Source organism: Amycolatopsis sp. NPDC045836 (genome assembly GCF_056431745.1).
On sequence record NZ_JBWKKF010000004.1, the window covers coordinates 233,582 to 247,501 of the forward strand.

A 13,920-nucleotide genomic window follows, 5' to 3' on the forward strand; every position below is an offset into this window, starting at 1 on the left:
GTTTCGGTCAGCGCCCGGCGGCCCGGGCGGCCTGCTCGCGAAGGGCGGCCACGGCCTTGCCGGGGTCCCCGGCCCCGTAGACCGCGGAACCGGCGACGAAGCAGTCGACGCCGGCCTCCGCGGCCTGTTCGATGGTGTCGGCGTTGATCCCGCCGTCGATCTCCACGAGCAGCTTGAGGTGGCCGGTGTCGACCAGGCGGCGCGCGGTGCGCACCTTCTCCAGCACATCGGCGATGAAGGACTGCCCGCCGAAGCCCGGTTCCACCGACATCACCAGCAGCGTGTCGTAGTGCTTGAGCGTGTCGAGGTGGTCCTCCAGCGGCGTGCCGGGCTTGATCGACAGGCCCGCCTTCGCCCCGGCCGCCCGCAGGTCCTTCGCCAGCTTCACCGGATCGTGCGCGGCTTCGACGTGGACGGTCACGTTGTGCGCGCCAGCCTCGGCGTACCCGATCGCCCAGCGGTCGGGGTCCTCGATCATCAGGTGGCAGTCCAGCGGCAGGTCGGTGTGCTTGAGCAGCGACTGCACCACCGGCAGGCCCAGGGTCAGGTTCGGCACGAAGTGCGCGTCCATCACGTCGACGTGCACCCAGTCGGCCCGGGTTTCGCCGTGCCCGGCGACGGCTTCGATCTCCGCGCCGAGCCGGGCGAAGTCGGCGGACAGGATGCTGGGTGCGATCAACGGTCGATGTGCCACGACCCGCAGTCTAGGAGGTCGCGCCCCGGCGTCCGTCTCGCATGCTGCGATGCTCAGGTCACGGCCGGAGCACGACCTTGCCCACCGTCCGGCGGTGCTCCAGGTCGGTGTGCGCCCGCGCGGCCTCGGCCAGCGGGATCGGCTCGTTGACCAGCGGCACGATCCGGCCCGCCGCGACCTCGGCGAGCGCCTGGTCCTCCAGCGCGCGCAGCGCACCGGGCGTGCGCATGATCCGCTGGCCGATCGGCACCGAGACGGTCAGGCCGCGGCCGTAGAAGTCCATTGCGGACAGCGGCAGCGGCTCCCCGGCCGACCAGCCGAACATGACCAGCCTGCCGCCGACGCCCAGCAGCTCCAGCGCGGCGCGGCCCGGCGCGCCGCCGACGCCGTCCAGTGCCACGGTCACCTCGCGGCCGCCCAGCGCTTCCCGGACCCGCGCCGCCCAGTCGTCCTCGCTGTAGTCGAAGACGAGGTCGGCCCCGAGTTCGCCGACGATGGCCAGCTTCTCCGCGCCGCGGGCGAGGCCGACCACGAAGGCACCCGTGTTGTGCGCGTGCTGCACCGCGAAGCTGCCGATGCCACCGGCCGCCGCGGTGACGAGCACCACGTCGGCGGCGGTGATCTTCGCGTCGTTCAGCACGGCCATCGCGGTGCGGCCGGTGCCGATGGTGGCGACCGCGCCGTCGTCGGTGACCCCGTCCGGGATCTCCTGCAACGCGGTGACCGGCGCGACGGCGAGTTCGGCGTACCCGCCGCTGGCCGCGCCGAGGTGCGCCACCACCCGTCTGCCCAGCCAGCTCGGATCGGCGTCCGCGCCGAGTTCGTCCACCACGCCCGCCACCTCGCGGCCCGGGGTCATCGGCAGTTCGGGCAGGGGCATCGGCCCGCCGCCGACGCCCTGGCGGATCGAGGTGTCGAGCAGGTGCACCCCGGCCGCGCGCACGCTGATCCGCACCTGGCCCGGCCCGGGCTCCGGATCCGCCACCTCCTCGTAGCGCAGGTTCCCGGCCGGGCCGAACTCGTGCTGGCGGATGGCGTGCATGCTGGACTCCAAGATCGTTTTCGACGGTGTCGGCACGACCGTAGGAGTTCCAGTTAACTAGAGGTCAAGTGTCCAGTTCGTCGAGCACGCCCGACCACGAGCGGCGGTGGTCCAGCCGGTGCAACCGCACGCCCGCCCCGCCGAGCGCGGCCAGGTGCCCCCGCCACGCCGGGTGCGCGGACCGCGCGTCGCGCACCTGGTAGCCGACCGCGATGGTCACGCCGGGTTCACCGAGCGCGTCGCCGAGCACGGTCAGCGCCTGGTTGTCGGCCAGGCCCAGCGCCAGCTTGGCCACCGAGTTCGCCGAGGCCGGGGCGAACAGGAAGTGCGCCGGGTCCGGGTGCGGCCGCGGCTCGCCGGGCAGCCGCGAGGTGGACCGCACCGGGAGGTCGGTGAGGTCGCGCAGGCGGTCCAGCTCACCCGCCGAGTCCAGCCAGCGCGACGCGGTCGGCGTCAGCGTGATGGCCAGCCGCCAGCCGCGGGCCGCCGCCGGTTCGGCCAGGTCGGTGCGGAACCGGGTGTCGAGGCCGCCGCAGGAACTGCCGACGAGCCCGAGCACCCGATCCATCAGGCGGTCTCCGGGCGCCGCAGGACCGCGCAGAACATCGCGTCGGTGCCGTGGCGGTGCGGCCACAGCTGCACGTACGGCCCATCGCCGAGCTGCGGCACGCCGGGGAAGAACTCGCGCGCGTCGAGCGTCTCGGCCTTGGCGCGCCGGGCGGTCTCCCCCACGACACCCTCGGTTTCGGCGAGGTGCGGTGAGCAGACCACGTAGGTGACGATGCCGCCGGGACGCACCAGGTTCAGCGCGGAGGTGAGCAGTTCCCCCTGCAGCTTGGTCAGTTCCGCCACGTCCGACGGCTGGCGCCGCCAGCGCGACTCGGGGCGCCGGCGCAGTGAACCGAGGCCGCTGCACGGCGCGTCGACCAGCACGCGGTCGTAACCGGCCTCCAGTTCGGGCTCGCGGCCGTCGCCGAGGTGCACGGTGACCGGCAGGCCCTCGGTCGACTTGCGGACCAGGTTCGCCCGATGGGGTGCTTTTTCCACGGCGTCGACCGCGGCACCGGACAACGCGGCGAGCGCGCCGAGCAGCGCGGCCTTGCCGCCGGGCCCCGCGCACAGGTCGAGCCAGCGCTCGTCCCGGCCGTCCACCGGGACCCTGGTCACCGCGACGGCGCACAGCTGGCTGCCCTCGTCCTGCACCGCGGCCAGTTTCTCCTTGACCGGCTCGACGTCGGCGGGGTCGCCCGCCCCGGCCGGCAGCCGCACCCCGTAGGGCGAGTAGGGCGCGGGCTCGCCGCCGGTGATCGCGGCCAGTTCGTCCGCGGTGATCTCACCCGGCCGGGCGACCAGGTGCACCTCGGGCCGCTCGTCGTCGGCGGCCAGTGCCGCTTCCAGCTCGGGTCCCTTGTCCCCCAGCGCTTCGGCGAAGGAGCGGGCGACCCAGCGGGGGTGCGCGGTGCGCAGCGCGAAGTTGCCGATCGGGTCCTCGTCCGGCGACGGGGCGACCTCGTCCAGCCAGGCGGCCTCGTCCTTGGCCGAGACCGCGCGCAGCACCGCGTTGACGAATCCGGCGGTGTGCGAACCGGCGTCGGCGCGCACGAGGTCCACGGTGGAGGTCACGGCGGCGTGCTCCGGGATCCGGGTGCGCAGCAGCTGGTAGGCGCCCAGGCGCAGCCCGTCCAGCACCACACCATCCACTTTGGACAGCGGGCGGTCGAGGCAGGCGGTGAGCACCGCGTCCAGCAGGCCCTGCGCCCGTGACGCGCCGTAGGTCAGCTCGGTGGCCAGCGCGGCGTCGCGGCCCTTGATCCGCCGCTCCCGCAACAGGTCCGGCAGCACCAGGTTGGCGTAGGCGTCGCGTTCGCGGACCGCGCGGAGCACGTCCAGTGCGACGCGGCGGGCGGGGTCCTCGGGCGGCGGGCGCCGGGGGCCGTCCTTGCGGGGCGCCGGACGCCCGCGCTGCGGCCGCGACGGGCGCCGCTCGCCGCGGTCCCGGTTCTCTCGGGGGCTGTTCATGTCAGGCGCTCTCCCTGTTCGATCCTCGTGCCGCGCGCCCAATCGGTGGCAGCCATCCGTTTTTTGCCCTGCGCCTGCACCTGGCCGAGCACCACCGGCCTGGTGGCCGTGCCGGCGAGCACCCGCTTGCGCTCCACCCGCAATTCCCCCGGGGCGAGCGGCTCCTCCTGCTCGCCGGTGACCGACACCGGCCCCAGTTTGAACCGCTCCCCCCGGAACTCCGCCCAGGCCCCCGGTTCCGGGGTGACCGCGCGGATCTGGCGGTCCACCGCGATCGCCGGGTCGCCGAACGACACCCGCGCGTCCTCGACGGTGATCTTGGGTGCGTAGCTGACGCCCTCGCCGGTCTGCGGTACCGCGGTCAGCTCGCCGTTCTCGATGCCATCCATTGTGGACAGCAGCAGCCGCGCGCCGGACTCGGCGAGCCTGCCGAGCAGTTCGCCGGCGGTGTCGGTGGCACCGATCTTCTCGGTCACCACGCCGAAAACCGGTCCGGCGTCGAGTTCCTTGACGATGCGGAAGGTGGACGCGCCGGTGATCTCGTCACCGGCGCGCACGGCCGCCTGCACCGGCGCGGCCCCGCGCCAGGCGGGCAGCAGCGAGAAGTGCAGGTTCACCCAGCCGTGCACCGGGATGTCGAGCGCGGCCTGCGGCAGCAGCGCGCCGTAGGCCACCACCGGGCAGGCGTCCGGGGCCAGTTCGGTCAGCCGCGCCAGGAAGTCGGGGTCACCGGCCCGGGCCGGGGTGAGCACCTCGATGCCGTGCTCGTCGGCGAGTGCGCCGACCGGCGAGCGCAGCACCTTGCGGCCGCGGCCGGCCTGGGCGTCCGGCCGGGTGACCACGGCGACGACCTCGTGGCGGCCGGAGTCGAGCAGGGCGCGCAACGCGGGCACGGCCGGTTCCGGGGTGCCGGCGAAGACCAGCCTCATCGGACCCCCTCGGGGGCGGCGGCCGGTGGCGGGGAGGAAGCAGCGGGAGCGAACATCACCGCGAGTCTAGTCGCCGGTGATGTTCGCTCCGAGCTAGCCGGTCAGGGGTGCGGTACCGGCAGCACCACCCTCGCCGAGCCACCGCCGCGGCGCACCGGTTCCGCGGCGGCGAGCCAGCGGCCGTCCGGCAGCAGTTCCACCGCGGTCGCCGCGCCGATCTCGGCGGGTGCCGAGGAGAACTCCTGCCCGCGCGCCCGCAGTTGCGCGGTCTCCGGCTGGTCCAGGAACGCCTGCTCCACCTGGGCGTTGTCGGAGTTGCGCTGCGACGCACGCGGTTCGGCGATGGCCTCGACCAGGCTCAGGTCGCGGTCCAGCCGCCCGGTCAGCACCTGCAGCACGGTGGTGATGATCGACGCGCCACCCGGTGAACCGACCGCCAGCAGCGGCTTGCCGTCGGCGAGCACGATCGTCGGGGCCATCGAGGACCGCGGGCGCTTGCGGGGACCGGGCAGGTTCGGGTCGGGCACGCCCGGGGTCACCGGCACCAGGGAGAAGTCGGTCAGCTCGTTGTTCAGCAGGAACCCGCGGCCGGGCACCACCATGCCGCTGCCGCCCTCCTGCTCGATGGTCAGCGTGTAGACCACGATGTTGCCCCACCGGTCCGCGGTGGTCAGGTGGGTGGTGTTCTCCCCTTCGTACGGCGTGGGCGCGGCGGTTCCGCCGGGTGTGCACGGCTGGGGCGCACGCGGGTCGCCTGGGGCGACCGGGCTGGGCAGGGCCTGCGCCGGGTCGATCAGGCAGGCGCGGCTGTCCGCGAACTCCTGGCTGAGCAACTCGGCCTGCGGCACGTCGACGAAGCCGGGGTCGCCGATCCAGCGGTTGCGGTCGGCGAAGGACAGCCGGGTGGACTCGAGGAACCGGTGCAGGTAGTCGGCCTTGTCCAGCTTGGACAGGTCGGTGCCTTCGAGCATGTTCAGCGCCTGGCCGACGGTCAGCCCGCCGGACGAGGGCGCCGGCATGCCGTAGACGTCGAGCCCGCGGTACTCGGTGTGCGTGGGCTCGCGGTCGACCGTGCGGTACTCCGCGAGGTCCTGCGTGGTCAGTTCACCGGGGCGGACGTTGAGCCCGGCGGCCGGGTCGACCGGCGGCTGCCGGACGGTGCGGACGAGGTCCTCACCGATGCGGCCGCGGTAGAGCGCGGCGGTACCGGTGTGCGCCAGTTCGCGGTAGGTCCTGGCGACGTCGGCGTTGGTGAACCGGCTGCCCACCGCGGGCGGCGCGCCGCCGGGGAGGTAGATCTGCCTGGTCGCCGGAAACGCGCTGAACCGCTCGGCGTTGTTCGCGACCTGGTCGTGGAAGGTCTGGTCCACGGTGAACCCGCGCTCGGCCAGGTCGGCGGCCGGGAGGATCGCCCTGGACAGCGGCAGCGTGCCCCATTTGCGCAGCGCGTCGCGCCAGGTGAGCGGGGTGCCCGGCACGCCGACGGACAGGCCGCTGGTCACCGCCTCGGCGAACGGGATGGCCTTGCCGTTCTCGACGAACAGGTTCTCGTCGGCCGTGGCGGGCGCGGTCTCGCGGCCGTCGATCGTGTGCACCTCGCCGGTGCGGGCTTCGTAGTAGACGAAGAACCCGCCGCCGCCGATCCCGGCGGAGAACGGGTCGGTCACCCCGAGCGCGGCGGCCGTGGCGACCGCCGCGTCGACGGCGTTGCCGCCCCGGCGGAGCACGTCGATGCCGATTTGGCTGGCGTCGGCGTCGATGCTGGACACCGCGCCGAGGTATCCCGCCTGCTCCGGGACCTTGCCGGGTGGCACGCCGGGCGCGGCCGAAGCGGGAGCGGCGGCGGAGACCAGTGCCGTCGCGCACGACACGGCGAGAACGCTGCGGAGGATGCGGGTTCTGCGCTGAACAGGCATGCGCGACATCCTGCCGCAGCACGCCGCGAAATTCACCAGTACGGGCGTTCAGGCGGTATCGGCGTGGTAATTGCGGCCGGTGATGATCGTGCCGATGCGCTGCCCGGGGATGTCGTGTTCCAGCAGCGCGGCGATCCCGGCCACGGCGGACGGTTCAACCAGCTGCCCCGTGGTTTCGCGGAGCAGGCGCATCGCCCGTTCGATCGTCGCCTCTTCGACGAGCACCATGTCGTCGACGTACTCGACGGCCCACTCGACCGCCGCGGGCACCGGCACCCGGACGGCGATCCCGTCGGCGATGGTGGCCACGCTCTCGGTGGCCACGGGGGTGCGGTCGCGCCAGCTGTACCGCATCGCCGGCGCCCCGGCCGCGCACACGCCGATCAGGCGGGTCCGCGCCCCGTGTGCGCGAAGGTAGCAGCCGATGCCCCCGATCAGCGCGCCGTTGCCGACCGGCACCAGCAGCGTGTCGAGTTCGAGCGGCGCCAGTTCGACGCCGATCGTGCCGGCGCCCTCGGCGATGGCGGGCACCTCCCCGTCCTCCACGAACAACCGCTCGTCCGCCGCGGCGTACTCGCGCGCCGCGTCCTTCGCGACGTCGAAGTCGGCGCCGGACTGCTTCACGACCGCGCCGAACGCCCGCATGCGCGCGATCTTGCCCGCGTTCGCGTTCTCGGCGGTGAACACGGTGACCGGGATGCCACGTGCGGCGGCCGCGTAGGCGATTCCCTGCCCGAAGTTCCCGGCGGACGCGCAGACGACCTCCCGTCCCGGTTCGAGGCCGCGGACGAAGTAGCTCGCCCCGCGCCCCTTGAACGAGCCGAGCGGGTTGAGCGTCTCGACCTTGAGCACCAGTTCGCGACCGAGCCGCTGGTCCAGCACGGGATCGTGGAACTGCGGGGTGTGCTGGAAGGCCGGTTCGACCAGTTCGACAGCTTCGGCGATGTTCGCCGCGGAGAGCGCCACCATCTGCGTATCGTATACGATGAACAGGTGTCCGCAACGCCCATCGCGCGCGCCGAGCCGCTGCGCGGCGCCGTGTACGCCCGGGTCGTCGAACTCTTCTGGTCGGGTGCCTACCCACCAGGCACAGCGGTGACCGAGGCCGCCCTGTCGCGCGAGTTGGACGTCTCCCGCACCCCGGTCCGCGAGGCCCTGCTCCGCCTCGAAGCCGAAGGGGTGCTGCGCTCCGCGCTGGCCCGCGGCTTCACCGTGCGACCGCTCGACGCGCGGGAGGCCAGCGAGCTGTACCCGATCCTGGGCGCGCTGGAGAGCCTCGCCGTGCGGAACGCGAGCACGCCGCCCTCCGCGACCGTGCGCGAACTGGAACGGCTGCTCGCCGAACTCGAGGACTGCAGCGACCCGATCCGGCGCTGGCGGCTCGACTCGGAGTGGCACGCCAGCCTGGTCGCCGCCGCGGGCAACCAGCAGCTCCAGGAGATGGTCGGCCGCGTGCGCACCAACCTGTCGCGCTACGAACTGACCTACCTGCGCGAGACGGTCGACCGCACCGAACCGGACCGCCAGCACCTGGAAATCCTCGTCGAGTTCGCCTCCGGCGACACCGAGCGCGCGGCGCGATTGCTCACCGCGCACTGGGACGCCGGCCTGCGCGCCGTGCTCGACTGGCTCGACCCTCCGTCCGGCGGCGCCTGATCGGGAACTAGATCAGCTCCAGCGGGTCGAGTTGCACCCGCACCGCCTCGGCCTCCTTGCGCGCGCTGCGCACGGCCTGCCCGCTCGCCAGCGCCGCGGCGAGGGCGCGGCCGTCTTCGCGCGGCACCCGGATCAGCATGCGCTCGCGTTCCGCGCGCCCCTCGTCGTCGACTTCGCCGAGCGGTACCGGGCCGAGGAGTTCGGCGGTGTCCGGCAACCGCGTCTCGTCGAGGTAGGTCGCCACCGTCTCGGGGCTGCCCTCCACGCTGGCCATCCGCACCGCCGGCGGGAAGCCCAGCTCACGGCGTTCACCCAGTTCGACGCTCGCGTGCCACGCCGGGTCCCAGCGCACCAGCGCCTGCACCGGCGCCAGCCCCGCCTCCGCGCCGACGACCACCCGGCCGCCCTCCGGCCCCGGCCGGACCAGCGCCGCGGCGGCCATCCACCGGCGCAGTGTCTCCTCCGCCGCCCGCAGGTCCTGCCTGCCGAGCAGCGCCCAGCCGTCGAGCAGCAGCGCCGCGCCGTAGCCGCCCTCGGCCACCGGTTCCGCGCCCGGCGTCGCGACCACCAGTGCCGGGCGCGCGGGTACCTCCGCCAGCACTTCGGTCGCGCCGGAAGTGCGCACCGCGATCCCCGGGAACGCGCGCCCCATCTCCTCGGCGGTGCGCTTGGCGCCGATCACCACCGCCCGCAGGCGCGCCGAGCCGCAGGCCGGGCAGCGGAACGCGGCCTCGGGCACCCCGCACCACCGGCAGTGCGGCGCCCGCGGGCCGTCCTGGTCGCGTCCACCTGGCAGCACCAGCGGTCCGGCGCAGCGGCGGCACCGCGCGGGGGTACGGCACTGGCCGCACGCGAGCGCCGGGACGTACCCGCGTCGAGGTACTTGGACCAGCACCGGCGCACCGGCGGCCAGGCCCTGGCGCGCCGCTTCGAAGGCGACCGACGGCAGGCGCGCCGCCTTCGCGGCTTCGTCCCTGGCGACGTCGAAGTCCTCCCCCACCGGCGTCACCCGGGGTGCCCGCGCACGCAGGTCCTCCCGGCTCGCCACGATGGGGTGCGCCCAGCCGGTCTCCACGAGCAGCTGCGCCTCGGCCGTCCGGTTGAACCCGGCGACCAGCAGCGACGCGTTGCTGGCGTGCGCCCGCACCATGAGCACGTCGCGCACCTGGGGGTAGGGCATGTGCGGATCGGCGTGCAGGTCGTCCCCGTCGTCCCAGACCACGAACAGGCCGGGGTCGTCCACCGGGGCGAACATGGTGGCCCGCGTGCCGACGACCACCTTGACCGCCCCGCGCGACACGGCCAGCCAGCGGCGGTACCGCTCGGCGGGCCCGCTCTCGGCGGTCAGCGCGACCACCGCGTCATCGCCGACGAGGTCGGCGCAGGCCCGGTGCAGGCGCTTGAGGTCGCGTTGATCCGGTACGACCAGCACCGCGCCCCGGCCGGCGGCGGCGACGGTGGCCGCCGCTTCGGCGAGCCGGCGCGGCCAGTCCTCCCCCGGCAACGCCTGCCACACCGCGTGCGCCCGGCGACCCGAGCCGAGCGCATCCAGGAACGAACCACCGGCCGGGTAACGCGTCCAGCCGGTTCGACCGGGCGCCTCGGGCACCGGTGCGGCCTCGCGCGGCGGCTCTCCCTCGGCCTTCGCGTGCCGCGGGGGGATCGCCAGGCGCAGCACGTCGATCAGCGTGCCGCCGTACCGCTGCGCCACCGCGCGGGCCAGCGCCGCCAGTTCCGGTCCCAGCACCGGTTCACTGGAGGTGACCCGGTCCAGGAAGCTCAACCTGCCCTGGTGCTCGGTGGTGTCCGCGCGTTCGAGGAGGAACCCGTCGACCAGCTGTCCGGCGAAGCGCACCCGGACGCGGCAGCCCGGCACGGCGGTCTCGTGGAACTTCTCCGGCACCTGGTAGTCGAAGGTGCGGTCCAGGTGGGCGAGCGGCACGTCCACGATCACGCGCGCGACCGGCTCGCTCGGCGCCGGTTTCTGCGCACCACGGCGCTGCGCGGCCGCGGCCTTCGCGGCGGCCGCCTTCGACTTCGGGGTCGCGTTCTTCTTCGAGGCCCCAGCCGCCCCGGTCGACCCAGGTGTACCGGACGCCCCGGACGCCGCCGCGGCCTCGCCCGTCTTGCGCGGGGCGGGCGGCGGCTCGGGGAGGTCCCACAACGGGGTCGCGCCGTTCACCCCGTGATCTCTACCAGAAGAAGCCCCCGGCCCAGTTCGGGGCCGAGGGCTTCGACGGATCGGCTGCTCAGGCGCCGGCGATCGAGCGCAGGTCCGCCGCGCGCTGGGTGCTCTCCCACGGCAGCTCCAGCTCGGGGCGGCCGAAGTGCCCGTACGCCGCGGTCGGCGCGTAGATCGGGCGCAGCAGGTCCAGGTCCCGGATGATCGCGGCGGGACGCAGGTCGAACACCTCGCGGATGGCGGCCTGGATCTTCGACGGGTCCACCGTCTCGGTGCCGAAGGTCTCCACGAACAACCCGACCGGCGAAGCCTTGCCGATCGCGTAGGCGACCTGCACCTCGACCCGCGAAGCCAGCCCGGCGGCCACCACGTTCTTGGCCACCCACCGCATCGCGTACGCCGCGGACCGGTCGACCTTGGACGGGTCCTTCCCGGAGAACGCGCCCCCACCGTGGCGGGCCATGCCGCCGTAGGTGTCGACGATGATCTTGCGGCCGGTCAGCCCCGCGTCACCCATCGGCCCGCCGATGACGAACCGGCCGGTCGGGTTGACCAGCAGGCGCACGTCGGAGGTGTCCAGCTCCAGGTCGGCCAGCTCCGGCGCGACCACGTGCTCCTTGACGTCGACGCCGAGCATCTTCTCCAGGTCGATGCCGTCGGCGTGCTGGGTGGACACGACCACGGTGTCCAGCCGCACCGGCTGGTCACCGGCGTACTCGATGGTCACCTGGGTCTTGCCGTCCGGGCGCAGGTACGGCAGCACGCCGTTGTTGCGCACGCCGGTCAGCCGCTGCGAGAGCCGGTGGGCCAGCGCGATCGGCAGCGGCATCAGCTCGGGGGTGTCCGAGCAGGCGTAGCCGAACATCAGGCCCTGGTCGCCCGCGCCCTGGCGGTCGATGTCGTCGGCGGCGTTCTCCAGCCGCGACTCGTACGCGGTGTCCACGCCCTGCGCGATGTCCGGCGACTGCGCGCCGATCGCCACGTTGACCCCGCACGAGTTGCCGTCGAAGCCCTTGGCCGAGGAGTCGTACCCGATCCGCAGGATCACGTCGCGGACGATGGTCGGGATGTCGGCGTAGGCCTCGGTGGTCACCTCACCGGCCACGTGCACCTGCCCGGTGGTGATCAGCGTCTCCACCGCCACCCGGCTGCGCGGGTCCTTGCTCAGCAGGGCGTCGAGGATCGAGTCGCTGATCGCATCGCAGATCTTGTCCGGATGCCCTTCGGTCACCGACTCGGAAGTGAACAGCCTGCGGTTCGACGCACTCACGATCTCGTCACTTCCCTTTCCTAGGGTGCCCCTGGTCACCCGTTAGCGTACTGGGCGGCGGTACCCGATCACCTTGGTTCTTGCTGGTTCCCGCGGAAGACCGCAACCGCGTCCCACACCGCGGCCGCCAGTTGCGCTTTCGAGCCGAACGGGATAGGCGTTTCGCCGCCCGCCGCGTCCAGCAGCCAGCCGGCGTTGTCCTCGACCTCGAACGCCTTGCCGTCGCCGACCGCGTTCACCACCAGCAGGTCCGCGCCCTTGCGCTTGAGCTTGGCCCTGGCGTGGTGCAGCACGTCACCGCCCTCGTCCCCGGTTTCGGCGGCGAACCCGACCACCACCTGGCCCGGGCGCCGGTCGGCGACCAAACCGGCCAGGATGTCCGGGTTGCGCACCAGTTCGACGGTGGGCGCGCCGCCGTCGTCGCTTTTCTTGATCTTGTGCTCGGCCCGGGTCGCGGGGCGGAAGTCGGCCACCGCGGCGGCCATCACCACCACGTCGGCGTGCGCGGCCTCCGCGCGCACGGCTTCGGCGAGCTGCTCGGCCGTGGACACGTGGCGGACCGTCGCGCCGGCGGGACCGGGCAGGTCGACGGTGTGCGCGGCGACCAGGGTCACCTCGGCGCCGCGCTGGGCGGCCACGCGCGCCAGCGCGTAACCCTGCTTTCCGGACGAGCGGTTGCCGAGGTAGCGGACCGGGTCCAGCGGCTCGCGCGTGCCACCGGCGGAGACCACCACGCGTTGCCCCTCCAGGTCGCGCGGCAGCGCACCGGGTGCGGCGAGCAGCAGTTTCGCCAGGTCGACGATCTCACGGGGGTCGGCCAGCCTGCCCTTGCCGCTGTCGGTCCCGGTCAACCGGCCGGCGTCCGGCTCGGTGACCACCAGCCCGCGCGACCGCAGCAGCGCCACGTTGTCCCGCGTGGCCGGGTGGTGCCACATCTCGGTGTGCATGGCCGGGAAGAACGCCACCGGGCAGCGGGCCATCAGCAGCGTGCCGGTCAGCAGGTCGTCGGCGCGCCCGTGGGCGGCCCTGGCCAGCAGGTCCGCGGTGGCGGGCACCACCAGCACCAGGTCCGCCTCGTGGCCGATCCGGACGTGCTGCACGCCGGGCACGTCGGAGAACACCCCGGTGTGCACGGGGTGGCCGGACAGCGCCTCGAACGTGGCCGCGCCGACGAAGTTCAGCGCGGCTTCGGTGGGCACCACGCGCACGTCGTGCCCGGACTCGGTCAGCCCGCGCAGCACCTCGCACGCCTTGTAGGCGGCGATGCCGCCGCCGACCCCGAGAACGACCCGGGGCTTGCGCCCCGGGGCCTGGCTCATTCGCCTTCGGTGTGCTCGAGCAGGCCGGCGTGGATCTCGCGCAGCGCGATCGACAGCGGCTTCTCACGGGGGCCCGGCTCGACCAGCGGGCCGACGTACTCCAGCAGGCCCTCACCGAGCTGCGCGTAGTAGTCGTTGATCTGGCGGGCGCGCTTGGCCGAGTAGATCACCAGCGCGTACTTCGAGCTGACCTTCTCGAGCAGGTCGTCGATGGGCGGGTTGGTGATGCCTTCGAGTTCCTCGTGCTGTGCACCCAGGGTGATGGTCACGCGCAGTACTCCTGAACGGTTGTGGAAAAAACAAGCTAGCTCGTCATCAAGCTTAACAACTCCGCCGCGGCGGTCTTCACGTCGTCGTTGACCACGGTCGCGTCGAACTCGCCGGCGGCGGCCAGCTCACGCTCCGCTTCGGCCAGGCGGGCCTTGACCGCTTCGTCGGCCTCGGTGCCGCGGCCGGTCAGCCTGCCCACCAGCACCCCCCACGACGGCGGGACCAGCATCACCAGCCGGGACTCCGGCATCGCCGTGCGGACCTGGCGGGCGCCCTGCAGTTCGATCTCCAGGATCGCCTGCTTGCCCTCGGCCAGCGCCCGCTCCACCGGGGCACGCGGGGTGCCGTAGCAGTTGCCGGTGAACTCGGCGTGTTCGAGCAGTTCGCCCTTGGCCACCATCGCCTCGAACGCGGGGCGGTCGATGAAGTGGTAGTGCTCGCCGTCCACCTCGCCGGGGCGGGGGCGGCGGGTGGTCACCGAAACGCTGAAGAAGATCCCCGGGTCCAGCTTGCGCAGCTCGGTGACCACGCTGGACTTGCCGACCCCGGACGGCCCGGATACGACGGTGAGCCGGTGCCGGTTGCCCGTCACCGGCCCACCCTCAGCTGTGGTGCCGCCGTGT

At 73.5% G+C, this 13,920-nt stretch carries 13 protein-coding genes; 1 reads left to right on the forward strand and 12 read right to left on the reverse strand.

Annotation, left to right across the window (positions count from 1 at the left end):
- Window positions 1-7 precede the first annotated feature (7 nt).
- The 7 genes from rpe to AC07EG_RS08490 all read right to left on the reverse strand — a co-directional run bounded on the left by rpe (window position 8) and on the right by AC07EG_RS08490 (window position 7,569).
- On the reverse strand, window positions 8-679 hold the full coding sequence (gene rpe, locus AC07EG_RS08460) for a ribulose-phosphate 3-epimerase (RefSeq protein ID WP_478252618.1): 672 nt from the start codon (window positions 677-679) through the stop codon (window positions 8-10).
- A 73-nt stretch (window positions 680-752) separates the two neighbouring features.
- Window positions 753-1,736, reverse strand: coding sequence for a zinc-binding dehydrogenase (locus AC07EG_RS08465; protein ID WP_478252367.1), 984 nt, complete (start codon window positions 1,734-1,736; stop codon window positions 753-755).
- Window positions 1,737-1,800: 64 nt separating this feature from the next.
- Entirely contained in the window at window positions 1,801-2,304 is a 504-nt protein-coding gene (locus tag AC07EG_RS08470; protein ID WP_478252368.1) for a flavoprotein, read from the reverse strand.
- A complete protein-coding gene (locus AC07EG_RS08475) occupies window positions 2,304-3,755 on the reverse strand; it encodes an RsmB/NOP family class I SAM-dependent RNA methyltransferase (RefSeq protein WP_478252369.1) in 1,452 nt (483 codons plus the stop codon). Before AC07EG_RS08475 ends, AC07EG_RS08470 begins: the two co-directional genes overlap by 1 nt.
- Window positions 3,752-4,684: a methionyl-tRNA formyltransferase gene (gene fmt / locus AC07EG_RS08480; protein ID WP_478252370.1), complete on the reverse strand. Its 933-nt coding sequence runs from the start codon at window positions 4,682-4,684 to the stop codon at window positions 3,752-3,754. The genes AC07EG_RS08475 and fmt overlap by 4 nt, the downstream gene beginning before the upstream one ends.
- Before the next feature lie 101 nt (window positions 4,685-4,785).
- Window positions 4,786-6,600: a gamma-glutamyltransferase gene (gene ggt, locus AC07EG_RS08485; RefSeq protein ID WP_478252371.1), complete on the reverse strand. Its 1,815-nt coding sequence runs from the start codon at window positions 6,598-6,600 to the stop codon at window positions 4,786-4,788.
- 48 nt (window positions 6,601-6,648) lie between these two features.
- Window positions 6,649-7,569: a threonine ammonia-lyase gene (locus tag AC07EG_RS08490; RefSeq protein WP_478252372.1), complete on the reverse strand. Its 921-nt coding sequence runs from the start codon at window positions 7,567-7,569 to the stop codon at window positions 6,649-6,651.
- A gap of 24 nt (window positions 7,570-7,593) precedes the next feature.
- Here AC07EG_RS08490 and AC07EG_RS08495 point away from each other — a divergent pair, with 24 nt between their 5' ends.
- The gene (locus AC07EG_RS08495) at window positions 7,594-8,256 is read left to right on the forward strand and encodes a GntR family transcriptional regulator (protein WP_478252373.1); all 663 of its coding nucleotides are present in this window, start codon (window positions 7,594-7,596) and stop codon (window positions 8,254-8,256) included.
- A 7-nt stretch (window positions 8,257-8,263) separates the two neighbouring features.
- On the opposite strand, the gene AC07EG_RS08500 is transcribed toward AC07EG_RS08495, so the two are convergent.
- The 5 genes from AC07EG_RS08500 to gmk all read right to left on the reverse strand — a co-directional run bounded on the left by AC07EG_RS08500 (window position 8,264) and on the right by gmk (window position 13,889).
- Window positions 8,264-10,438: a primosomal protein N' gene (locus AC07EG_RS08500; RefSeq protein ID WP_478252374.1), complete on the reverse strand. Its 2,175-nt coding sequence runs from the start codon at window positions 10,436-10,438 to the stop codon at window positions 8,264-8,266.
- 67 nt (window positions 10,439-10,505) lie between these two features.
- Window positions 10,506-11,708 (reverse strand): methionine adenosyltransferase, encoded by a 1,203-nt coding sequence (gene metK, locus AC07EG_RS08505; protein ID WP_478252375.1) that lies wholly within the window; start codon window positions 11,706-11,708, stop codon window positions 10,506-10,508.
- Window positions 11,709-11,776: 68 nt separating this feature from the next.
- A complete protein-coding gene (coaBC, locus tag AC07EG_RS08510) occupies window positions 11,777-13,027 on the reverse strand; it encodes a bifunctional phosphopantothenoylcysteine decarboxylase/phosphopantothenate--cysteine ligase CoaBC (protein ID WP_478252376.1) in 1,251 nt (416 codons plus the stop codon).
- A complete protein-coding gene (gene rpoZ, locus AC07EG_RS08515; protein WP_113691188.1) occupies window positions 13,024-13,296 on the reverse strand; it encodes a DNA-directed RNA polymerase subunit omega in 273 nt (90 codons plus the stop codon). The genes coaBC and rpoZ overlap by 4 nt, the downstream gene beginning before the upstream one ends.
- A 35-nt stretch (window positions 13,297-13,331) precedes the next feature.
- Window positions 13,332-13,889, reverse strand: a complete 558-nt coding sequence (gene gmk / locus AC07EG_RS08520; RefSeq protein ID WP_478252377.1) for a guanylate kinase — start codon at window positions 13,887-13,889, stop codon at window positions 13,332-13,334.
- Window positions 13,890-13,920 lie beyond the last annotated feature (31 nt).

Excerpts from the sequence above, each read along its gene's own strand:
- fmt (WP_478252370.1), bottom strand. The coding sequence starts at position 4,684 with ATGAGGCTGGTCTTCGCCGGCACCCCGGAACCGGCCGTGCCCGCGTTG.
- AC07EG_RS08465 (WP_478252367.1), bottom strand. The coding sequence starts at position 1,736 with ATGCACGCCATCCGCCAGCACGAGTTCGGCCCGGCCGGGAACCTGCGC.
- coaBC (WP_478252376.1), bottom strand. The coding sequence starts at position 13,027 with ATGAGCCAGGCCCCGGGGCGCAAGCCCCGGGTCGTTCTCGGGGTCGGC.
- AC07EG_RS08490 (WP_478252372.1), bottom strand. The coding sequence starts at position 7,569 with ATGGTGGCGCTCTCCGCGGCGAACATCGCCGAAGCTGTCGAACTGGTC.
- ggt (WP_478252371.1), bottom strand. The coding sequence starts at position 6,600 with ATGCCTGTTCAGCGCAGAACCCGCATCCTCCGCAGCGTTCTCGCCGTG.
- AC07EG_RS08475 (WP_478252369.1), bottom strand. The coding sequence starts at position 3,755 with ATGAACAGCCCCCGAGAGAACCGGGACCGCGGCGAGCGGCGCCCGTCG.
- AC07EG_RS08470 (WP_478252368.1), bottom strand. The coding sequence starts at position 2,304 with ATGGATCGGGTGCTCGGGCTCGTCGGCAGTTCCTGCGGCGGCCTCGAC.